General features: G+C 67.6%; 20 protein-coding genes. 5 read left to right on the plus strand and 15 right to left on the minus strand.

The features are described from left to right. Entirely contained in the window at positions 1 to 702 is a 702-nt protein-coding gene (locus ACYVJJ_RS11245; protein WP_460833626.1) for an RES family NAD+ phosphorylase, read from the minus strand. Further along, positions 702 to 1,103: an antitoxin Xre/MbcA/ParS toxin-binding domain-containing protein gene (locus ACYVJJ_RS11250; protein ID WP_460833628.1), complete on the minus strand. Its 402-nt coding sequence runs from the start codon at positions 1,101 to 1,103 to the stop codon at positions 702 to 704. Before ACYVJJ_RS11250 ends, ACYVJJ_RS11245 begins: the two co-directional genes overlap by 1 nt. Before the next feature lie 341 nt (positions 1,104 to 1,444). Between ACYVJJ_RS11250 and ACYVJJ_RS11255 the strand changes: the two genes are divergently transcribed. The 3 genes from ACYVJJ_RS11255 to ACYVJJ_RS11265 all read left to right on the plus strand — a co-directional run bounded on the left by ACYVJJ_RS11255 (position 1,445) and on the right by ACYVJJ_RS11265 (position 3,708). Then, positions 1,445 to 2,269, plus strand: a complete 825-nt coding sequence (locus ACYVJJ_RS11255; protein ID WP_460833630.1) for a zinc metalloprotease — start codon at positions 1,445 to 1,447, stop codon at positions 2,267 to 2,269. Between the two features lie 68 nt (positions 2,270 to 2,337). After that, positions 2,338 to 3,123 (plus strand): zinc metalloprotease, encoded by a 786-nt coding sequence (locus ACYVJJ_RS11260; RefSeq protein ID WP_460833631.1) that lies wholly within the window; start codon positions 2,338 to 2,340, stop codon positions 3,121 to 3,123. Between the two features lie 75 nt (positions 3,124 to 3,198). Beyond that, the gene (locus tag ACYVJJ_RS11265) at positions 3,199 to 3,708 is read left to right on the plus strand and encodes a YybH family protein (RefSeq protein WP_460833633.1); all 510 of its coding nucleotides are present in this window, start codon (positions 3,199 to 3,201) and stop codon (positions 3,706 to 3,708) included. A gap of 62 nt (positions 3,709 to 3,770) precedes the next feature. Here the strand turns inward: ACYVJJ_RS11265 and ACYVJJ_RS11270 are convergent, their stop codons facing one another. From ACYVJJ_RS11270 to ACYVJJ_RS11295, 6 genes are read right to left on the minus strand one after another with little or no spacing between them, the layout of a single operon-like run. Then, complete coding sequence (locus ACYVJJ_RS11270; protein ID WP_460833634.1) at positions 3,771 to 4,667, minus strand: cation diffusion facilitator family transporter; 897 nt, start codon at positions 4,665 to 4,667, stop codon at positions 3,771 to 3,773. Position 4,668: 1 nt separating this feature from the next. Then, a complete protein-coding gene (locus tag ACYVJJ_RS11275; RefSeq protein WP_460833636.1) occupies positions 4,669 to 7,863 on the minus strand; it encodes an efflux RND transporter permease subunit in 3,195 nt (1,064 codons plus the stop codon). Between the two features lie 10 nt (positions 7,864 to 7,873). After that, positions 7,874 to 8,872, minus strand: a complete 999-nt coding sequence (locus ACYVJJ_RS11280) for an efflux RND transporter periplasmic adaptor subunit (protein ID WP_460833638.1) — start codon at positions 8,870 to 8,872, stop codon at positions 7,874 to 7,876. Then, positions 8,869 to 10,143: a TolC family protein gene (locus tag ACYVJJ_RS11285; RefSeq protein ID WP_460833639.1), complete on the minus strand. Its 1,275-nt coding sequence runs from the start codon at positions 10,141 to 10,143 to the stop codon at positions 8,869 to 8,871. The genes ACYVJJ_RS11280 and ACYVJJ_RS11285 overlap by 4 nt, the downstream gene beginning before the upstream one ends. Positions 10,144 to 10,198: 55 nt before the next feature. Beyond that, on the minus strand, positions 10,199 to 10,591 hold the full coding sequence (locus tag ACYVJJ_RS11290; RefSeq protein ID WP_460833641.1) for a hypothetical protein: 393 nt from the start codon (positions 10,589 to 10,591) through the stop codon (positions 10,199 to 10,201). Beyond that, positions 10,588 to 11,208, minus strand: a complete 621-nt coding sequence (locus tag ACYVJJ_RS11295; RefSeq protein WP_460833642.1) for a cation diffusion facilitator family transporter — start codon at positions 11,206 to 11,208, stop codon at positions 10,588 to 10,590. Before ACYVJJ_RS11295 ends, ACYVJJ_RS11290 begins: the two co-directional genes overlap by 4 nt. Positions 11,209 to 11,272: 64 nt before the next feature. On the opposite strand from ACYVJJ_RS11295, the gene ACYVJJ_RS11300 reads away from it, so the two are divergent. Both ACYVJJ_RS11300 and ACYVJJ_RS11305 read left to right on the plus strand, forming a co-directional pair. Beyond that, a complete protein-coding gene (locus ACYVJJ_RS11300; RefSeq protein ID WP_460833644.1) occupies positions 11,273 to 11,665 on the plus strand; it encodes a MerR family transcriptional regulator in 393 nt (130 codons plus the stop codon). 274 nt (positions 11,666 to 11,939) lie between these two features. Next, positions 11,940 to 14,051 (plus strand): TonB-dependent receptor family protein, encoded by a 2,112-nt coding sequence (locus tag ACYVJJ_RS11305; RefSeq protein WP_460833646.1) that lies wholly within the window; start codon positions 11,940 to 11,942, stop codon positions 14,049 to 14,051. A gap of 45 nt (positions 14,052 to 14,096) precedes the next feature. Here ACYVJJ_RS11305 and ACYVJJ_RS11310 read toward each other — a convergent pair whose 3' ends face one another. The 7 genes from ACYVJJ_RS11310 to ACYVJJ_RS11340 all read right to left on the minus strand — a co-directional run bounded on the left by ACYVJJ_RS11310 (position 14,097) and on the right by ACYVJJ_RS11340 (position 21,807). Beyond that, entirely contained in the window at positions 14,097 to 15,269 is a 1,173-nt protein-coding gene (locus tag ACYVJJ_RS11310) for a hypothetical protein (protein WP_460833648.1), read from the minus strand. Then, positions 15,253 to 17,070: a 2Fe-2S iron-sulfur cluster-binding protein gene (locus ACYVJJ_RS11315; protein ID WP_460833650.1), complete on the minus strand. Its 1,818-nt coding sequence runs from the start codon at positions 17,068 to 17,070 to the stop codon at positions 15,253 to 15,255. The genes ACYVJJ_RS11310 and ACYVJJ_RS11315 overlap by 17 nt, the downstream gene beginning before the upstream one ends. Then, positions 17,067 to 17,714, minus strand: a complete 648-nt coding sequence (locus ACYVJJ_RS11320) for a hypothetical protein (RefSeq protein WP_460833652.1) — start codon at positions 17,712 to 17,714, stop codon at positions 17,067 to 17,069. The genes ACYVJJ_RS11315 and ACYVJJ_RS11320 overlap by 4 nt, the downstream gene beginning before the upstream one ends. Positions 17,715 to 17,792: 78 nt before the next feature. Continuing rightward, entirely contained in the window at positions 17,793 to 18,281 is a 489-nt protein-coding gene (locus tag ACYVJJ_RS11325; protein ID WP_460833654.1) for a DUF305 domain-containing protein, read from the minus strand. A 52-nt stretch (positions 18,282 to 18,333) separates the two neighbouring features. After that, positions 18,334 to 18,927, minus strand: a complete 594-nt coding sequence (locus ACYVJJ_RS11330; protein ID WP_460833656.1) for a hypothetical protein — start codon at positions 18,925 to 18,927, stop codon at positions 18,334 to 18,336. 79 nt (positions 18,928 to 19,006) lie between these two features. Further along, entirely contained in the window at positions 19,007 to 21,403 is a 2,397-nt protein-coding gene (locus ACYVJJ_RS11335) for a heavy metal translocating P-type ATPase (RefSeq protein WP_460833658.1), read from the minus strand. Then, positions 21,400 to 21,807, minus strand: a complete 408-nt coding sequence (locus tag ACYVJJ_RS11340; protein ID WP_460833660.1) for a heavy metal-responsive transcriptional regulator — start codon at positions 21,805 to 21,807, stop codon at positions 21,400 to 21,402. Before ACYVJJ_RS11340 ends, ACYVJJ_RS11335 begins: the two co-directional genes overlap by 4 nt. Positions 21,808 to 21,890: the final 83 nt, after the last annotated feature.

Here is a 21,890-nt window from a genome sequence, read left to right on the forward strand (position 1 = left end):
TCATCGGTGGCGGCGCAACTCGCGCTCGTGCAGGACGCGCTCCACGCGCCCCGGTGTGCGTTCGACCGTCACGGTGCCTGCCACCGGGTCGATCCGGTAGGTGAGGAAGTAGAGCTGGCGGGCATCCGACAGCGGTTCGGGGCGGAATGCGGCGAGGCAACTCCCCTCGGGCCAGCGTGCGGCCGGATACAGAAGCCCGGGCAGTCCCTGCCCCGCCGCGTGACGGGCGATCGCCTGGGTCGCGGCGTAATCATTGTCCAGGAGCTCGGGATGGGCGAGCTCCTTGCCGCGCAGCTCGAGAAACAGCCCGTTCGCCTCGACGGAGAACACCTTGCGATAGCGCACCACCGTCTCGGTGACGCCTTCGATCGCGCGCAGCTGTGCCAGCTGGTGCCAGCAGGTCTCGGCGAGCGCCGTGTCCTCCTCCAGCGCGCCGTACCAGACGCGCAGGCGGCCATCGCCGTAGCGGCTCGATAGCGCCGAATCCGCCGCAAACGGGTATTCAATCGCCTGCGAGTAGGCCAGTCCCCGCGCGATGACGCCCGTCTCGCTGATGCGCATGCGAAGGTCCGCCGCCACCGCCGCGGCGCGGGCGCCTGCGTCGGTCAGGAGGTCGTCGAACAGGTCCTCGGAGACGCGCAGCGAGGTGATATTGCGAAAGACGCGACCCTTGAACTCGGTCAGGCGGTCGAACAGGGCCATTACTGCCCGCGCTGGAAGTCGACCAGGCGCGCGATGCGGGCCAGACCCACCAGTCCGTCCTCGAGCATCACCTCGAGCGGCGTGCGTCCCTCGAGCACCTGGTTGCGGCGCGTCACCCAGCTGTAGCGCAGCTCGGGATTCTCCGGAAACAGAAGGCGCAGCCCCTTGTGGATGCCCATGAGGTAGCCGGCCCGGTCGAGCGCGTCGCGCTGGTTGGGCAGCGCGCGCTCGCCCCTGCGATAGAGGCCCAGCAGCTTTCGGCTCTCGGGGCTCAGCCCCAGCAGCGAAAGCTGCGCATCGGTCGATAGCGACCAACGCTCGAAAAGCGCCATCAGCATCCGGGCGAGGTCGCTCCGGGTCTGGTCCTGCGCCAAGGCCGGCGTTTGCAGCGCGGTTTCCATGGCCACAGCATATGTGGACATATCCCCATTTGCAAGGCGTCAGCTGGCGCAGCGTCTCGTTAACGCGAGATGGTCAATACGTGATAGAGGCCCGAAAAAACTGAATACCAGCGCAACCGAATGACGCATCGCGTCATTTACTGACCTGCCTCGTGATCTACGGTCAAGGGTTTAGTGAGGCGCCAGTCACACTTCTGAAGTATTGAATGGCCTACCTCGCCGTTCAATTTCGTGGCAGTTCGTCGCAGCGCCTAGCGTCGACGCCGCAGGCATTGACGCCTGCCTTCCGGCGCCCCTGCCCCCGGCGCCTTCCTCCACGTTACAGGCAAGGAAACGCAACGATGAAGTTGAACCGCATTGCCGCCATCGCCCTCGGTGCCGCCGCCGTTCTCACCGCCTCGATCGCGACCGCTAGCCACAGCTGGAACAACTACCACTGGGCCCGCACGGGCTCCTCCTTCACGCTCCAGATCATCGACAGCAACACGTCGAACTGGGACGACGAGCTGGCACGCGCGGTGTCGGACTGGTCGAAGTCGACCAAGCTCGACATGCGCGTGACCAGCTACAACGACGCGGCCAGCACGCGCCAGAGCTGCCCGATGTCCGCCGGCAAGGTGCGCTCGTGCAACTACACCTACGGCAACAACGGCTGGCTGGGCCTGGCGTCCGTCAACCTCGACTCCCGCGGCCACATCTCGCAGGGCACGTCGAAAATGAACGACAGCTACTCCACGTCGTTCGCAAGCCAGAACCAGCGCTGGCACGTGATGTGCCAGGAGCTCGGGCACACGATCGGCCTGGGCCACACGTCCGAGGACGGCTCCTCGCAGAACACCTGCATGGACTACTCGACGTCATCGACGAGCGTCTCGCCGAACTCGCACGACTACAACCAGCTGGCCTCGCAGTACGGCCACACCGACAGCTACAACAGCTACTCGCTGTCGTCGGCCGCATCGGCCGCCTACGTGGCGCCGGCGCAGGCCAATGCGCGCCTGGCGCCGTCGCAGCGCGCGATGATGGGCAACGTGCCGCTGGGCAACCGCATCAAGAAGGGCATCTTCGACGAGGTCTACGTCGCACCCGACGGCAAGGGCGGCGTGTTCGTCACCCACGTGTTGCTGGCCCCGGGCTTCGAGAACACCGATCTGCTCGGCGACTGATCGACCCACTGCACCTCCGGAAGGACGCCACGGCGTCCTTCCGGCTTTTCGACCTGACGGATAACGCCATGAAGATCGCACGCAAGAGCCTGGTCCTCGCGACCGCCGCCGCCACGCTGGCGGTGTCGCTTGCCGCCAGCGCGGGCCATACCTGGAACAACTACCACTGGGCGCGCACGACCAGCGAGTTCACCCTGCAGGTCATCGACAGCAACACCGCCGACTGGGACGACGAGCTCAGCCTCGCCCTCTCGCAGTGGTCCAAGTCGACCAAGGTCGACATGCGCGTCACCGGCTTTGATGACACCAGCCGCACGCGCAAGCGCTGCGCGGCCGTGTCGGGCAAGGTCCGCTCCTGCAACGCCGCCTACGGCAACAACGGCTGGCTGGGCCTGGCGTCGATCAACCTCGACTCCAAGGGGCACATCATCCAGGGCACGTCCAAGATGAACGACAGCTACTCCGCCTCGTTCGCGAGCCAGGACGAGCGTCGCCACGTGATGTGCCAGGAGCTCGGGCATACGCTGGGCCTGGGGCACACCTCCGAGGACGGCTCCTCGCAGAACACGTGCATGGACTACTCGCAGTCCGCGACCAGCACGGCGCCAAACCCGCACGACTACGACCAGCTCGTGGCGCAGTACGGCCACCTGGATTCCTACAACAGCTACTCGACCGCCTCGGCGATGACCACCTCGCAGGGCGCGATGGCCGGCCCCGTGCCGATGGGCCAGCGCGTTCGCAAGGGCGTGTTCGAGGAGACCTGGGTGGCACCCGATGGCCGCGGCGGCATCTGGGTGCACCACGTCACCCTCGCCCCAGGCTTCGAGAACACCGACCTGCTCGGCCACTGATCGGGGGATGGCCGGTCGGCGGGCATGGACGCCCGCGACCGGGATCCTTGATACCCCTTCCTACGAGACCCACTGATGCCGCTGCACCGCCAACCGCTGATCGCCCTCGCCTTCGCCCTCGCCGTTGCGGCGCTGCCATCCCCGTCGCCCGCTGCCGAGCCGGCGACAGACGACACCCGGGCTGTCGAAGCCGTGCTGCGGCAATACAAGGATGCGCTCGAGCGATTGGACCTGAAGGGCGTCGACGCGCTGTTCGCTGCGGAAAACACCGTGGTCGAATCGGGCAAGGTCGAAGGCAGCTATGCCGACTATCGGGTCCACCACATCGGCCCCGAGCTCGGCCACTTCAAGTCGTTCAAATTCTCCGACTACAAAGTCGACACGCGCATCGAAGGCGACATCGCGCTGACGACGGAGACCTATCGCTACACGATCGTGCTCAAGGACAAGCAAGAGCCGATCGAGCGCCAGGCGGTCGCCACCAGCGCCCTCAAGAAGATCGACGGCCGGTGGCAGATCCTGTCGATGCACAGCTCCTCGCGTGCGCCGCGGCCTCCGAAGCCCGCCGCTGCGCCCAAGCATTGACAGCCACGTCATACCCGAAGCGACACCGAGCACAAGGAGCGGTGGCACCTCGAGAGCACGCCTCATGCATGTCCTCCATGGTCCCCACAGCTCGCGGCTTCCACCTGCAAGGTCGCATGCTCGATGTGGAACTGCCTCGCCAGCATGCTGACAGCTGTCGCACGGACGGCATCGGGCCCGGTGGTGGCATCGCTCAGCACCAGATGCGCCGTAAGAACCGGCTCCTTCGAACCCAGCGCCCAAACGTGCAGATCATGAACTTCGCTCACGCCCTCGAGAGCTTGCAGCGCGCTGCGTATCCTGCTGGTCTCGAGCCCCTGCGGCACGCCCTGCATCAGCACCTGCCCCGCCTCACGCAGCAAGGTCCAGGTTCTCGGCAGGACCCACAGGCCGATCAGCACGGCCAGGATGGGGTCCACGACCGTCCACCCCGTCAGCTTGATGACGACTGCCGCGACGATGACGCCGACCGAGCCCAGCATGTCAGCCCATACTTCGAGATAGGCCCCTTTCACGTTGAGGCTCTGGCCGCTGCCCGCCTTGAGGAGCCGCATCGAGACCAAGTTGACCGCGAGGCCCAATCCCGCGATCACCAGCATCCCGGTCGAGGCGACCTCCGGCGGTTCACGGAATCGTCCGACTGCCTCCCACATGATGTAGAAGGCGACGACGAACAGCAGCACCCCGTTGATGAGGGCACCGATCGCCTCCATCCGCGCGTAGCCGTAGGTTCGCTTTGCATCCGGCGGCTTACGGCTTAGCCGGACCGCAACAAGGGAGATTGCGAGCGCGATGACGTCGGTCGCCATGTGCGCTGCATCGGACAGCAGCGCGAGGCTGTTGGTCAGGATGCCCCCGGCGACTTCGGCGACGAGGAACACCGCGGTCAATGCGAAAGCGATCCAGAGGGGCTTTTCGTGCTTGATCTCGCCGGTGCCGTGATCGTGTCCCGCGCCCATGTCAGGCCTCCTTCGTAAGAGCGGTTGGCGTCGCAATATCCGGCTCGCGATGCAGCCAGCGATACAGCACCGGCAGCACGAGCAACGTCAGCAGGGTTGAGGACACGATGCCGCCGATCACGACCGTCGCCAGCGGTCGTTGCACCTCGGAGCCGGCACCCACGTTCAGCGCCATCGGTACGAAACCCAGTGAGGCCACCAGAGCCGTCATCAGCACCGGCCGCAGCCGGCCGATCGCGCCGTCGACGACGGCGGTGTCGAGCGACTGGCCCTGCTCACGCAAGCTCCGGATGAAGGCGATCATGACTAGACCATTGAGGACGGCCACGCCCGACAGCGCGATGAAGCCGACCCCGGCCGAGATCGACAGCGGAATGCCGCGCAGCGCAAGCGCGATGACACCCCCGGTCAGCGCCAAGGGAACGCCACTGAACACGATTCCGGCGTCCTTGGCTGATCCAAACGCCATGAAGAGCAGTCCGAAGATCACCAGCAGCGTCACCGGGACCACGACGGCCAACCGCTGGCTCGCGGAGACCAGCTGCTCGAACGTTCCACCGTAATCGAGCCAGTAGCCCTCGGGCAGACGGACCCTGGCGTCGACGGCCGCCTGCAAGTCCTCGACGAAGCTGCCCAGGTCGCGCCCGCGGACGTTGGCGGTCACGACGATACGGCGCTTGCCGTTCTCGCGATTGATCTGGTTCGGCCCGAGTCGTGATTCGATTCGGGCGACCTCGCGCAGGGGAACGGTGCGTGCTTCGCCGCCGCGCCATGCGGCGCCCCGGCTCGACTCGTCGCCATGCCCGGTGCCTGCGCCCAACGCGATCGGCAGATCGGCCAGCGCAGCGGGGTCCTGGCGCACCGACTCAGGCAAGCGAACCACCAGGTCGAAGCGTCGATCGCCCTCAAACAGCTGGCCGGCCTCTTCGCCGCCCACCGCGGTGGCCACGGTCTCCTGCACGTCCGACGGGTTAAGGCCGTAGTTCGCCAGAGCCTGCCGGTCCGGCTCCACGGTCAGCAGCGGCAGACCGGTGACCTGCTCAGTCTTGACATCCGCCGCGCCCTCGACCGAGCTCATCACCGACTGCACCTGGGCTGCAGTGCGCACCAGCTGGTCGAGATCGTCGCCATAGATCTTCACCGCCACGTCCGCACGGACGCCCGAGATCAGCTCGTTGGTGCGCATCTGGATCGGCTGCGTCACCTCGTAATTGCTACCCGGGATCTCGTCGATGAGCGCTTGGACCTCAGCGACCAAGTCCTCCTTCGTTTTGCGCTTGTCGGGCCAGTCCTCGCGGTCCTTGAGCATCACGAAGGTGTCCGCAATCGACGGAGGCATCGGATCGCTGGCGACCTCCGCCGTACCGATCTTGCCGAACACGCGCTCGACCTCGGGGAGGGTTGCAAGCGACTTCTCGAGGGTCTCCTGCATCTGCACCGACTGGGTCAGGCTCGTGCCGGGGATGCGCAGCGCCTGCACGATGACGTCGCCCTCGTCGAGGTTTGGGATGAACTCCGAGCCGAGCCGGGTGGTCAGCAGGCCCGTCAAGACGACCAGGCCCGCCGCCCCACCCAGCACGGTCAAGCGGTGTCGCAGTGACCAGTGCAGCAGCGGTGCATAGCGGCGCGACAACCAGGCCATCACCTTGTTCTCGTGCTCGGCGACCCGACCGCCCAAGAACAGCGCCACGGCTGCGGGAACGAACGTGAGCGACAACAGCATCGCGCCGGTCAACGCCAGCACGACGGTGATCGCCATCGGATGGAACATCTTCCCTTCGATGCCTGACAGGGCAAAGATCGGGAAGTAGACGGCGGTGATGATGCCGATGCCGAACAGGCTGGGCCGGATGACTTCGGCCGTTGCACTGGCCGTGGCGTTGAAGCGTTCGTCCTCCGTCATTGCCCGCCCGAGGCGCTGTTGGATCTCGCCAAAGCGCTTGAGGCAGTTCTCGATGATGATCACCGCGCCATCGACGATGAGGCCGAAGTCGAGTGCACCCAGGCTCATCAGGTTGCCCGACACGCCGCCGCGCACCATGCCGGACAGGGTGAAGAGCATGGCGAGCGGAATGACCGCCGCGGTGATCAGCGCCGCACGGAAGTTTCCGAGCAGCAGGAACAGCACGACCACGACGAGCAACGCGCCCTCGACCAGGTTCTTGGCCACCGTCTTGATGGTGCGGTCCACCAGCGACGTGCGGTCGTAGACCGATTCCGCGCGCACCCCCTTGGGCAGGCTGGCATTCGCCGCTTCGAGCTTGGCGCCCGCTGCCTGCGACACATCGCGGCTGTTGGCGCCGACGAGCATGACCACCGTGCCGATGACGACCTCTTCGCCGTTCTCGGTGGCGGCGCCCGAGCGCAGTTCACGCCCTTCGCCCACGCTGGCGACATCGCGGACCCGGATCGGCACGCCCTCGCGCCGGTCCAGCACGATGTTGCGGATCGCCTCGAGGTCATCGACTTGGCCGGGGACGCGGACGAGCAACTGCTGACCGTTGCGCTCGATGTAGCCGGCGCCGACGTTCTGGTTGTTGGCCGCCAATGCGGTGACGATGTCCTCCAGCGTGAAGTCCAGCGAGACCAGCACAGCCGGATCCGGGGTGATGTGGATCTGCCGCTCGAAGCCGCCGATCGTGTTGACCTCGGTCACGCCCGGCACGTTGCGAAGCTGCGGGCGGATGACCCAGTCCTGCAAGGTGCGGAGGTCGGTCGGTGTGTACTTCGACCCGTCCTTCTTCCGCGCGGTCGGCTCAGCCTTCACCGTGTACATGAAGATCTCGCCCATGCCCGTCGCGATTGGGCCCATTGACGGCTCGAGTCCCGCGGGGAGCTGAGAACGGGCCTGCTGCAGGCGCTCGGACACCTGCTGACGCGCGAAGAAGATGTCGGTGCCGTCCTTGAAGACGACGGTCACCTGGGACAGGCCGTAGCGGGACAACGATCGCGTGTAGTCGAGCGCAGGCAGACCTGCCAGCGCGGTTTCGATTGGGTACGTGACCCGCTGCTCGGCCTCCAGCGGCGAGTAGCCGGGGGCCTCGGTATTGATCTGCACCTGGACGTTGGTGATGTCGGGAGTGGCATCGATCGGCAGCTTGGTGAAGCTCCAGATCCCGACGGCGGCCAAGGCCAGCGTCAGGATGAGCATCAGCCACCGATGCGCGATCGCGAATCGGATGATTTTCTCGAGCATGGTCGCGTCCTCAGTGATCGTGCTCGGCGGTCGACTTCTCGATGTCCGCCTTGATGAGGAAGCTCTGCTCGGTCACGACCGACTCGCCTGGCTTAAGCCCAGCCAAAACCTCGACCCGCCGTGCATCTCGCTTGCCCAGTCGCACCGGGCGCTGTGTGTACTTCTCGCCGGAAACCACGAATACGACGTCCTCGGTTCCTGCGGTCTGCAGGGCCGTCAACGGGATGGCGATCGCACTGCGCTGCTCATCGACTGTGATCCGCGCACGCACCGCCGAGCCCGGACGCCACATGCCGTCGCTGTTCTTGATGCGGGCGCGTGCGACCGTGCTCTGGCTGGCCGTGGCGGTGCTCGGCAGGATTCGCTCGATCCGCGTCTCGGCGCTCTCGCCGTCGCTCATGCGGGTGATTACGACACCGTTGCCGGGGCGAATGTGTTGCGCATCGCGGCCGAAGATGTGCAGGTCGACCCACAGATCACCAAGGTTGGCGATCTCGTACAGCGCCATGCCTTCGGTAGCGACCGCGCCGACCGACGCTTCTCGTGCGAGCACGACGCCGGAGATTGGTGCGTTGATCGTGTAGGTCGTCAGGCTCAGGTTGCTTTCGATCGTCGCCAGCGGTTGGCCTGCGCGGACCGTGTCGCCGACGTTGGCCCGCAAGGCGCGGATTGGCCCGGGGAAGCGCGCCTGCACCTTGGCGATGCTCCCCTCGACAGGCGTGAGCAGACCTTGCACCTCATGCTGGTCCGCAATCACGCCTTGGCCCGCGTGCTCGACGCGAACGCCCATCGCGGCAGCCCGCTGGGTCGGGATCGTGGTCGACGGCACCTCCTCGGCGTGGCCTTCGCCTTCGTGCTTCTCGCCTTCAGCGTGCTCGCCTCCTTCATCGGCGTGGCCTTCGGTCTCGGCGTGCTCGTCGCCTCCGCCTGGCTTCGCCGCCTTGTCTCCGCAGCCGGCGAGCGTAAGCGCGGCAAGCAACGCCGCCATGGTGATAACGAAACGGCTCATGGGGACTCTCCGGGCATGCGCTCGGCCGGGCCTGCCACGAAGGGCTGGCCGGTCAGGCGCTGGATTTCGATCAGGGCGCGCTGGGCTTCGAGCGCAGCTTCGAGTTGTTGCTTGCGGGCGCTGGTGCGCTCGGATTGGAGCTGCGCCCACTCGAGGTAGCTGATGGCGCCGGCGCGGTACGCCCGCTCGGCCGCACTTTCGGCGCGTCCGAGTTTCGGGATGACCTCGCTGCCCAGGCGACGGACCTCGAGCTGCGCCGACAGGTAGCGCCCATGGGCGTCCGCCAGCGTCGAGTACAGCGACAGGTTCCGCGACTCGCGCTCGATCTCCAGCAGCGCGAGCTCGGCTTCGGCGACGCGGATTTCGGGCTCGGCGCGGCTCCGCGTGCCCAGCGGCATGGAGGCACTCGCGACGAAGCCGAATTCGTCCGTGGCTTGGAGGCGACGGACGCCCACTTGCCAATCGATGTCAGGCGTCGCCTGCGTGCGGGCCAGCTGCAGGCGCGCCTCGCGAATGCGCTGTTCACCGGCAAACTGGGCGATCTCAGGCGTGCGGGCCAACCATGTGGTCAGTTCGTCGAACGACGCAACCTTCGGCAGAGCGAGCGGGCTACCGGCAACGACTTGGAAGCTCGGGTCTCGCTCACCCCAGAGGGCCGCGAGGTGCTGCCTGGCACCGGCCTCTCGCTGGACGGCGCGGGCACGTTCGAGTTCCGCCCGTGCCAGCGCCGCTTCGGCGGTGAGCACCACCGACTCCGGTGACGCGCCTGCCTGCAAGCGGTGGCGGGCACCCGCGACGGTGCGCTTGCGTTGGCCGATGTCGAGGTCAGCGATATCGCGCTGCCGCTGGGCCGACACGACCGCGAGGTAGCGGCGGGCGACCTCTGCCAGCAGGTCGAGCCGCTTGGACTCACGCTGCAGTGCCAGCGAGTCGATGCGCGATTGCACCAGCGCTCGTCGGGCATCGAGCTTGCCCCCGCGCTCGAGCACCGAGGCCAAGGTAAGGGTGAGCTCGGCCCCGGAGAGGCCGCTGGCTCCACCGGTGCCGAGGATGTTCTCGGCGGATGCCCCGACCACGAGCGGCGGCTTGAAGCTTGCGCGGTCCAGTTCGGCGGTCAGGACGGTTCGCTGGCCTCCGGCCAGGCGGAGGTCGGGATGGGCTTGTTCAACGCGCGCGAATGCGTCGTCGAGGGTGAGGCGGTCCGCTGCGAGTGCCGGCAAGGCAAGCATCGCGGCGACACACGCGGCCAAGGCCGCGAGTCGTGCACGCATGGGATGTACTCCGTAAGGCGAAGACGGGAAAACGCCGGCGTAGCCGGCTGTCGCGTCAGACCTGGATCGGAGGACGGAATGGGGCCAGGCGGGGCTCGTCGGCAGGTCGCTCGAGAGCCGAACAGATGGCCAAGGACCCTGCCGCGACGGGGACTAGCGCAGCGTCGAAGCTGACCGCGGGCACCGCGGTCTGCCCGCAGCAATGCGCCATGTGGTGGACCAGATGCAGCGTGGTCGCCTCGCGGTCGCCCGCCTCGCCCTGGGCGGCGAGCTCGGCCCGGACGTCGTCGTGGTCGTTCCCCGATACGTGCGTCTCGGCCAAGCCATGGGCCAGCTCGTGCATCTCGCCGATCGACGCGAGCACCGGCTGCACGATCATCGCCAGCACCAGGCAGGTCGAGACCAGCCAGTGCAGGAGGGATCGGCGGCGGCGGGTGAGCACGCTCATCGTTGATCGTCGGCGACGGCGGGTCGCCGTGCCTTGCGTGCCTCGGACAGGATCTCGACGGCTTCTTTGACCACGTAGAGGGCAATGAGGCTGCCGATGACGTGGTCAGGGTATGGTGAATCAAGGAGCATCACCAACACGCCCGCGGCGATCACGCCCACATTGGCGATGACGTCGGCCCGGGTGAAGATCCAGGTGGCACGCAGGTGCACCTCGCCCTGCTTGAGGGGTGCGAGCAGGCGAAGCACGGTGAGATTGACGGCGAGCGACAGGGTCGCCGTCGCGATCATCCATCCGCTCTCGGGCTCGGCCTCGGCGGCAATGCGCCGAACGACTTCAAACAGCAGGCCCAAGCCAAGTACCAGCAATGCGATGCCGCTCGCCGTCGCCGCGTTCGCCTTGAACCGTGCCGAGCGGCCGATCGCGGCGAGGCCGATCGCGTAGGCAGCGGCGTCGGACAGCATGTCCAAGGCATCCGCCAGCAGGCCGGTCGACTGGCCAATCCAGCCCGCTACGCCACCGACGACGGCCATGAGGGCGTTCAACGCCAGCGCGATCACCAGGATCTTGCGCTCGCCTGCGTCCTTCGCTTCGTGGTGGCAACCGCAGTCGCTCATGGTCGCTATCAGAGGTTGGAGCGGGCATCCTAAAGTCTGTAGTCGCTACAGGGTCAAGCCTCAAATGAAGATCGGCCAAGTGTCGGCGGCCAGCGGCTGCCAGATCGAAACCATCCGCTACTACGAGCGGATCGGGCTGCTTAGGGCGCCTTCCCGTACACAAACCGGCTATCGTCAGTACACCCGCGATGACGTGGACCGCTTGCGGTTCGTCACACGAGGACGCGCGCTGGGCTTTAGCCTCGATGAAATTGAGAGTCTCCTGGGGTTAGCCGAGGAAGATGGCCTTGCATGCGATGACGTCGATCGGATCGCTCGGGCTCACTTGGCCGACGTTCAAAGGCGCGTAGCGGATTTGCGGCGAATCCAGGTCGAGCTGGAGCGAACCATCAAACGATGCAAAGGCGGCGAGCGCGCGCAATGCAGCATCTTGGGGGCCCTGCGAGACGCAGGGTGACCTGCTGCGCCCTCTCTACACGCTGCGCCATCGATTGATTGCATCCGAATTGCTTCGTGAACCCTCGATCCGAATGAGCGAGTCGCGCTTTAGAGCCGTGCGGGTAGTAGTAACCGTTTGGAGCAACTCCGTCGTCGGCCATTCGGGATAAGACATCTCGTACTGTGCGGCAGCGCTTGAAAACCCTAGGGCTAGATCAAACGTTGTAGTTGCGAATGATTCGCATCATCACGTAGAGTCCGCGCGCCGCGCATCGCGCCTTCGACCTACGCTCATGCATCCGCTCCGTCGCACCCTGCTCAGCCTCAGCATCGCCGCCGTCTGCGGCCCCGCCTTCGCCGACGATGCCGCCGAGCTCGACCGCGTCGTGGTCGTCGGCACCCCCGAGCGCGCCGCCGCGCAGCCCGGCAGCGCACAGGTGCTCGACCAGGCCGACCTCGAGAGCGCCCGCGTGCTCTCGGTTGGCGAGGCCCTTCGCAAGGTGCCGGGCGTGGTCGTTCGCGACGAGGAAGGCTTCGGCCTGCGGCCCAACATCGGCATCCGCGGGCTGAACCCGACGCGATCGAGCAAGGTGCTCCTCCTCGAGGACGGCCTGCCCTTTGCGTTCGCCCCCTACGGCGATAACGCGAGCTACTTCCACCCGCCGATCGAGCGCTATGAGCGCATCGAGGTGCTCAAGGGCACCGGCATGCTCCGCTTCGGACCGCAGACCATCGGCGGGGTGATCAACTACATCACGCCCGAGCCGCCGCAGGCGTTCGAAGGCGAGATCGATGCCGCCATGGGCAATAAGGGCTATCGGCGCCTTCGCGTAGCGCTGGGCGCCGACGGCCACCGCTTCGATGCCATGGCAAAGGAAGGAAACGGCGCACGCGACAACCAGTCGTTGCGCCAGGGCGACTTCAACTACAAGTTCAGCACCCGCCTCGGCGAGACGCAGTCGCTGACGCTGCGCGCGACGTACCTTCGCGAGGACTCGCAGGTCACCTATTCGGGCCTGACCGACGCCGAGTACCGCGCCTTCGGCGCGCGCTACAACCCGTTCAAGAACGATCGCTTCGACCTGGAGCGCTTCGGCGCTTCAGTCACGTGGGGCTTGGCGCTCAGTGACGCGGCGAGCCTCTCGGCCAACGCCTACTACTACGAGTTCCACCGCGACTGGGGACGGCAGTCGAGCTCGACGACCGACGGCCAGTGCGGCGCCGCGTTCACAAACGCGCGCCTGACGGGTCAAGCCGTCAACGTCGATGCCTGCAATTCGCGGCAGATGCGCAACCGCGACTTCACCACCTGGGGCATCGAGCCGCGCCTGCGCGCGCACTACACCCTCGGGGCCGTACAGGGCGAGCTGGAAGCCGGCGTGCGCCTGCACCGCGAGCGCCAGGCGCGCCTGCAGCTCAATGGCACCAGCCCGACGGCCACCACGGGCACTCTGGTCGAGCACAACCTGCGCGACGTGGACGCCTGGTCGGTCTTCGTCGAGAACCGCTTCGACTTCGGGCGCCTGGCGGTCATTCCGGCCGTTCGATTCGAGTCGATGGAGTTCACGCGCGAGAACCGTCTCGGCGCCGGTGCCCGCGGCGCCGAGCGCATCAGCGAGTGGATCCCGGGCATCGGCGCGACATTCGAAGCCTCGCCGAGCGTGCAGGTCTTCGCCGGCGTACACCAAGGGTTCGCGCCGCCGCGCGTGGAAGACCTGATCGGCAATACGGGCACCGTGGTCGCGGTGGACGCCGAGCGCAGCCGCAACGCGGAACTCGGCGTGCGAGGCCGGCTGGGGCGTGTATTCAGCTATGAAGTCGCGGCGTTCGACAATGACTTCGACAACCAGATCGCGGTCGGGTCGATCGCCTCGGGCAGCACGCCGCTGGCCGAGGGCCAGGCGCGCTATCGCGGACTCGAGGCCGCCGCGCGCGCTACGTTCGGCACGGCCGATGCGGGCCGCCCGTACCTGCAGCTCGCCTACACCGCCCTGCCCGTCGCCGAGCAGAGTTCCGCGCTCGTTCGGGTCGACAACGGGCAGCCGGTGGCCGGGAGCGCGCCGGGGCGTCGCATGCCGTATGCACCGCGTCACACGGGGAGCCTGCGCGCGGGTTACATCCTCGGCGGCTGGGACCTGTCGGTCGAAGGCGTCTACACCTCGCGCCAGTTCGCGGACTTCGCCAACACGAACGCAGCCGCAGTCAACGGCAACGGGCAGGTCGGCGCACTCGATGCGACAGCCCTGTTGAACCTGGCGGTCAATTTCGCCCTCGGCGAGAGCGGCTGGACGCTCTATGGCACGGTCAAGAACGCCACGGACCGGACGTACATCGCCGATCGCACGCGCGGAATCCTGCCGGGCGTGGGACGGCAGGTCGTGCTGGGTGCGAGCTATCGCTTCTGATCCCTCAGTGCGCCGTCTCGCTTGCCTCGGTCGGCCCGCCGCGGCTCAGATAAAGTGCAACTCCCCGTCTGTGGGGTTGTTGCCCTTGACGTCCTCGTACTCGGCGACGAGCTCGAAGTACGGATGGGTCTCGGTGAGCTGCTTGCGCTCGGCGAACCACAGGCGCTCGTAGGGCTCACCCTTGAAGTCGAAGTGGCAGAAGATGTGCGGGTAGCCGTAGAACTTGTCCCCATCGAGGTTCACCTCGACGATGGCGTCGTAGGGCACGTTGCCGATCAACAGCACCGTGCGGTCGGCGGATTCGTCGTTCACGTAGTCGACGAAGCGAAACCCGCCCTCGCACTCTTTCAGCCCGCCATAGCGCAGGCCCAGGCAGATGCCGCGCTCGTAAGTGTCGATCAGGCCGACGCGGAACCAGGCGGAGATGCCCTTCTCACCGGGATCGGCGTCGGGATAGACGTCCACGCGATCGGCATCTCGCACGATGACATCCTGTCGCAGTCCCTTGGCGCGGCAGGTGTAGATCTCCTCCTGCAGCAGCTGCCGCAGGCGTTCGCGATGACGCAGGCGCTCGGCCGGAGACGCGAAGCGATCCCCGGGCCCTGCCGGCACGCGTCGACGATAGATCTCCAATCCCGCGGTTGCTACCAAAACCAGCGCCAGGGCAGGCTCCCAGCGCCCGCCCGGGTCGGCGTTCCAAATCAGCGCGAGCGCCAGCGTGGCGATGAAGAACGCCACCTCCAGCACGATCGTCAGGCGCAGCGAGGGTCTGGGCAGCATCGTCGTCAATCCGGCCACATCCGCCGGATTGTGGCAAACGGCCGTCGCATGCCGTGACCCCGGTGCATCGACCCCCCAGCGAGGTGCCGTCCGCCGTTGGACGGCCCCGGCATCCCTCGATGCGAAGGAGGCCGGGCATGCGGTGTACAGCTTGGTGAATTGCTCCCGCCACGCATCCGTCGCGTCCTCTGGGGCCTGAGCAACGGGCTTGCCCACTCGATCCAGTTCGGGCGGCATGTAGATCTGCCGGGCGTCTTCGCCGACTGCGGTGATCCTGCCGCGAAACGTGTCCGACGTGATCTTGGTGGCGGGTACGACCTCGGAGCCCCGTCGATTGGGCGCGACGGGATGGCGCACTCGGATGAGCACGTCACGCGCCTTGCCGCCATCGACGGTCGTCAGCCGGCAGACTCGGTCAGCCTCAGGCGTCGAAGTCATCGAAGGCCACGCGATCGGGCGTCACGCCGATCTGCGCGAGCAGCTCGCGCGTGGCCTTGAGCATCGCCGGCGGCCCACACAGGTAGAACTCGCATTCGGCCAAGGCGCCGTGCGAGCGTAGTAGGCCCTCGTGCACCGCTTCGTGGACCCACCGCGGGCCGAATCCGCCGTTGTCGTCTTCGGAATAGACGACGTGGAAGTCGAATTGATCATGGGCGGCCGCTAAAGAGCGTAGCTCGGCCTCGTAGGGCACTTCGCCTGCGCGACGAGCGCCGTACCAGAAGTGGATGCGCTCCTTCCCGCCAGCCTGCAGGGCCTCCCACAGCATGGCGCGCAGCGGCGCCATGCCCGCACCGCCGCCGATGAAGATCTTCTCGTGGGCGCTTGGCCTGAGGCGGAAGTCGCCAAAGGGGCCCATGTAGCGCACGCGCGCACCGGGCTGTAGCGAGAACAGCCAGGCCGTGCCGCGGCCGACGACCATCGGGCGGTCGGGCTCGACGTCGAGCCGGACGAGCAACGGCAGGCGTCCGTCGCAAAGCTGCGGGGTCAGCGAGGGCGAGTAGGCTCGCTGCAGCGGCTCGGAATTGACCAGAGCCTTGCCGACGTGGTCCAGAAGTATTGTCGGCACGGGCGCGGTGTCGGTGATCCAGCGCTCGCGCTCGATACGGTAGGCGGGGATTTCGATGAGCACATAGCTGCCCGCCCGCATCGACAGGTCGCCATCGACCGGACGCAGCACGATCTCCCGCAGGCTCGCGCTGCAACCGCGCACCTGCTCGACGACGGCCTCCTGCCACCCGGGTCTCGTTCCCGACTCGATGATGTCCACGCGCAATCCTTCGCTGATGGGGAGTGTGCAGCCCAGGCGCAGGCCGGCCTGCAGTTCTTCGGATGTAAGCAGGCGGCGATCGCCATCGCTGATCGGTGCAGCGCCCGACGACCGTACGACGCACAGGCCACAGGTCTGGCCGCCGCCGCACCGCGATGGCAGCGGCCGGCCGCTGCGCGCGAAGGCCACGAGTACGGTTTCACCCGCACGTCCCGACAGGACCGAGCCGTGGGCATCGGCGGCTCCGCCAATCGGCACCGCGATGCGCTGCGCGAGCCAGCGCGGGCGCAGGTGGCCGGCCTTGATCGCGTAGCCCAGCAGCCACAGGCCGCTCAACGTCATCCAGAGGCCGGCAACGGCAAAAGTCACGATCAGCGGGTGGTTGAAATCCTCCCGCCCCGTGTAATCCATGATGTGCAGCGTCCAGGCGATGTCGAATACGCGCCACGTGTCGTTGCGCCGCTCGAGCACCGCGGCGTCCTGCGCATCGATGTACAGGCTCGTGCCGGCCGCATCATCGAAATCGACCTGCCACACCGGGCCCTCGTGGCCGCGCGCCTCCAGGGGCGCTTTCGCCCAGCGCTGCGGGCTTAACGCCCGGCCTGGCCCGCTGTAGTCCTCGCGCGCGAAGCGCAGGATCTCCTCACGGCTGGGCGTCCAGCGCGCGCCCGTGCGCGCGTCGGCGAGCCAGGTGCCCGCCTGCGTCTGCACGCGCCACACCGGGCGCTGCAGGCGCCACGTGCGCTCCACGAGCAGGACCTTGGACGCGCTGCGCGCGACGATCGCCTCCGGCGCCACCGCCCGCTCGGGCCAGTCCTGCGTCATCTCCGAGGCCTGCGCGCGCGTGCGCTCGCCGCTGACGGCCTCAGGATCGAGCAGGCCCATCAACAGGCCACTGCCCAGCCAGACGACGAGCTGGATGCCGACGATGACGCCGACCCACGTGTGCAGCCGCGCGAGCCAGGCCTTCACCGCGCCCTCCCGCGCAGCGCCCAGAACGAGAGCACGAGGCCCGCGAGCGTCAGCAGCAGGCCCAGGCCTGCGGCAATGCGCAGCAGCGGATTCCCGATGTCCTCGCGGGTGCGGTAATCCATGATGTGCAGCATCCACATCACGTCGAACGCGCGCCACAGCGTGTGCCGCGTGGCGAGGCGCTCACCGGTGAACGGGGAGATGTACAGCGTCGTCGCCACGCCGTCGGCGAAGCACACCTGCCACATCGGCACCGGCCGCGTGCCGACTTCCTGCGGCGCGGTCGTCAGCCAGCGGACCGATTCGACCGAGCCATCGCCTTGGTAGAGCGACTGCGCGATCGCCTGTGCCGTTGCCTTGCTGATCGGCGTGAGCGCGGCGCCCGTGCGCGCATCCAGGAGCCGTGCCTGCGCCCCCTTGCCGACTTCGAAAACCGGCCGGCCCAGCCATTGCTTCAGGCGCAGTGCCTCGCCCGGCGCGATGCCGATCTCGGCCGGTGCCTTGAGCCCGCCGACATCCGCGAGCGCAGGTCGGTGCGTATGCGCCAGGTGGTCGCCGTGGATGACGTCGATCGAGATCGCCGTCATGTACAGCCCACTCGCCATCCACAACAGCGCCTGCACGCCTACGATCAACGCCAGCACGCGGTGCGTCCGGCGCCAGAACAATGCCTTCCCCATGTCTCCCCCGCGCCCCGGGATGCGCTCCCGGGGCGTCCTGCATTATGTGGACCGCTCGAGCATCCGCTTCATCAGCTCGATCTCGGCCTTCTGCGAGTCGATGATCTGCCGGCACAGCGCCTGCAATTCGGGATCGGCCAGCTCGGCCTTGCCGCACATCAGGATCGCGCCGGAATGATGCGGGATCATCGAGCGCAGGAACTGGCGATCGGCGACGCCCGCCTGGGTGCGGATGAGCACCCAGAACAGCACCGCGAGCGCGACGCTTGTCGCCACCAGGATCCGGTTGAGCCGGCGATCGCGATACATCGCGCCCATGATCAGAAGTTCGATCGCCACCATCGGCGCGGCCATGAGCCCGGCCATGTAGACCTGATTGATGTTGGCGTAGACGCTCGCATAGCGATCGACCATCGCGTACATCAGGAAATACATCGCGACGAACGAAAGCCCGGCCATCCACGCCAGGCGGATGTACGCACTACGTCCGCCATGCGCCGATCCGCCGCCCGCGTGCTGCATGTTTTCCATGGTCATCCTCCCGAAAGGGCGCCCGATACCCAGCGAAACGGGCGCACCGTGGTCAGCCCTGCGTCGTGGTCCCGGCCATCGGGCAGTCGCGCACCGGCGTCGGCGAGCCGACCTGCGCCACACGCGTGACGTTGAACGCACCGTTCGCCGCGGCACCTTCCAGGCGCACGTAGACCGGATCGTTCGGGCTCATGTCGCCGGCGCGGATCTTCGCGTCGATGTCGGCGGTGCGGCTGACCGTATACGTCTGCGTGCTCCCGCACGGCTGGAACGTGCCACCGCGGTACCAGCCGGCCTGCGCGCCGCCGGTGGCAGCGCCCTGCTCTGTCGCCGGCGTCGCACCATGATTCATCCCGTCCATGCTGTCGGCCTGCCCCGCGGCGCTCGCGTCATGGCCTTCCGGATGCGCACCCGGTGCCGCGCCCGTGCCCGCGGTCATGGCGGCGTGCTCTTCGGCCGACATGCCGTCCATTCCTCCAGCCGGCGCCACCCCACTGGTCGGCGCCGACGCTGCGGCTTCGGTCGATGCCGCCGCGGCGGGGGCATCGGCGGCGGCGGACGCTGCGGTCGATTCGTCAGGGGTCGCCTGGCTGCAGGCCGAGAGCACGAGCGCGCCTGCGAGGAGGGCGATGAGGTTCAAGCGCATGGTGGAGACTCCTGTGATGCGGCCCGCGGGCCGGGAAAAGGGGTGCGGTGGCCCCGTGCCGACTGATTGACGGAGAAGCTCAGTGGCATGAGGCACACCGCGTAGAAGGCGCGGTCGGCGCCGCGCGGGCGACGTCGAGACGGTTGAGTCGAAGGGCATTGGTCACGACCGAGACCGAGCTCAGGCTCATGGCGAGCGCGGCGATCATCGGGCTGAGCAGCCAGCCCGTCGCCGGATACAGCACGCCGGCGGCGATGGGCACGCCGAGCGCGTTGTAGGCGAAGGCGAACGCCAGGTTCTGGCGCATGTTGGCCACGCACGCGGCGCTGATCGCGCGCGCGCGGCCGATGCCGCGCAGGTCCCCGCGCACCAGGGTCACCTTGGCCGTCGACATCGCGACATCCGTGCCCGTGCCCATGGCGATGCCGACGTCGGCCGCCGCGAGCGCCGGCGCATCGTTGATGCCATCACCCGCCATCGCCACGCGCCGGCCCTCGGCCTGCAGGCGCCGGACGAGCTCGGCCTTGTCCTCAGGGCGGACCTCGCCGTACACCTCGTCGATGCCCAGCGTGTGCGCCACGGCCTGCGCGGTCGTCGCGCCGTCGCCGGTCGCCATCACGATGCGGATGCCGGCCTGACGCAGCTCACGCAGCGCCGTGCCACTGGTGTCCTTGATCGGATCGGTCACCGCGATCAGCCCCGCCGGCTGACCATCCACCGCCAGGAACATCACGCTCGCCCCCTGCCCGCGCAGGCGCTCGCCTTCCATGCGTAGCGCGGAGATGTCGAGACCGGCCTGCTGCATCAGCCGGGTGTTGCCCAGCAGCAGCCGCCGGCCGTCGACCGTACCGCGCACGCCAAGCCCCGTCTCGGACTGGAAGTCGTCGACCCCCGAGAGCCGCAGGCCGCGCGATCGTGCTTCGGTCACGATCGCAGCGGCCAGCGGATGCTCGCTGCCCTGGTCCAGGCTCGCCGCCAGACGCAGGACATCGGCATGCTCGAACGGCGCGAGCGCCACGAGGTCATCGAAGGCCGCGCGGCCTTCGGTCAGGGTGCCCGTCTTGTCGACGATGAGTGTGTCGACCTGGCGCATGCGCTCAACCGCTTCCGCATCGCGAAACAGCACGCCGGCCTGCGCCGCCTTGCCGGTGGCCACCATCACCGACATCGGGGTTGCGAGCCCCAGCGCGCAGGGACAGGCAATGATCAGCACGGACACCGCATTGAGGATCGCGTAGGTCCACGACGGCTCGGGCCCCAGCAGGCCCCACGCCAGGAACGTCGCCACCGCGATCGCCATCACCGCGAGGACGAACCAGAACGCGACCCGGTCGGCCATGCGCTGCATCGGGGCGCGCGAGCGCTGCGCGCTGGCGACCAGCTGCACGATCTGCGCCAGCACCGTGCCGCTGCCGACCTGGTCGGCGCGGATGACCAGGCTGCCCGTCGTGTTGAGCGTCGCACCGATCACCGCATCGCCCACGCCCTTGGCGACCGGGATCGGTTCGCCGGTCAGCATGGACTCGTCCACATGGGACGTGCCGTCCTCGACGGTGCCATCGACCGGGACCTTCTCGCCGGGGCGTACTCGCAGGCGATCGCCGACCCTGACCGCCGAGAGGGGAACATCGGCTTCGCTGCCGTCAGGCATCAGCCGGCGCGCGGTCTTGGGCGCGAGTCCGAGTAGCGCGCGCATCGCGCCGGACGTCTGCGAGCGTGCGCGAAGCTCCAGCACCTGCCCGAGCAGTGTCAGGGAGACGATGACGCTGGCGGCTTCGAAATAGACGCCGATGCGCCCGTGCTCGCGGAACTCCACCGGAAAGAGGTTCGGCGCGAGGGTCGCGACCACGCTGTAACCGTAGGCCGCGGCGACGCCCGCGGCGATGAGCGTCCACATATTCGGGGAGCGGTTGCGGATCGAGGCCCAACCGCGCACGAAGAACGGCGCACCGGCCCAGAGCACCACGGGCGTGGACAGGAACAGCTCGAGCCACGTCCGCGTGGCGACCGGGATCGCCTCCACGCGATGGCCCAGCATCGCCAGCAGCAGGACGATGACGGTCAGCGGCAGCGTCCACCAGAAGCGGCGGCTGAAGTCGACGAGCTCGGGACTGGCGCCGTCGACCTCCCTCGGCACCTCAGGTTCCAGGGCCATGCCGCAGATCGGACACGTTCCCGGGCCGGGCTGGCGCACCTGCGGATGCATCGGGCACACATACGACGCCGCGGTGCCGGACATGCCACCTTGCGCGGACGCGGTCGCGCGCGGTGGGTGCCCGGGAGGAGTCACCGTACCGCGGGGCAGCGGCACGAGAAACGTCTGCGGCGAGGCGATGAAACGCGTGCGGCAGCGCTCGGAGCAAAAAAGCACCGTCAGCCCCTGGTAGTCGGTGCGATAGCGCGTATCGACGGGCACCTGCATGCCGCAGACCGGATCGATCGCGCCGGACTTAAGCGGCGAACCCTGCCCCGTCATCGGATCGGCTCCTGCAGGTCGAACAGCGCCGAACGGATCGGGCAGCCGCTGACATGGCCCCGGCCCGGGCAGGCCTCGACCAGCCCCTTGAGCGCATCGCGTACCCGCGCCAATTGGCCGATGCGCTGCTCGATGTCCTGGAGCTTGCTCGCCGCCAGCTCGCGAATGTTGCCCATGTCGCCTTCGGCCGCGTCCGACAGATCCAGCAGCTCACGGATTTCAATGAGGGTGAAACCCAGCGCCTTGGCGCGCAGCACGAAGTTCAGGCGCGCAATGTCGCTGTCGTGATAGTCCCGGTAGCCGGAGGCGCGTCGCGCCGGCGGCGGCAGCAGTCCATTGCGTTCGTAGTAGCGCACGGTGTCGATGGGAATCCCCACCCGGCGTGCGACCTCACCAATCTTCATGATCGATGCCCTCGAAAGAGAAACCGGCCGCGAACCCTCGACTCGGGTCCGGGGTCGAGACTTGTGTCACCGGCCTTGGACGG

The sequence above is a fragment of the Lysobacter humi (ex Lee et al. 2017) genome (assembly GCF_054781815.1).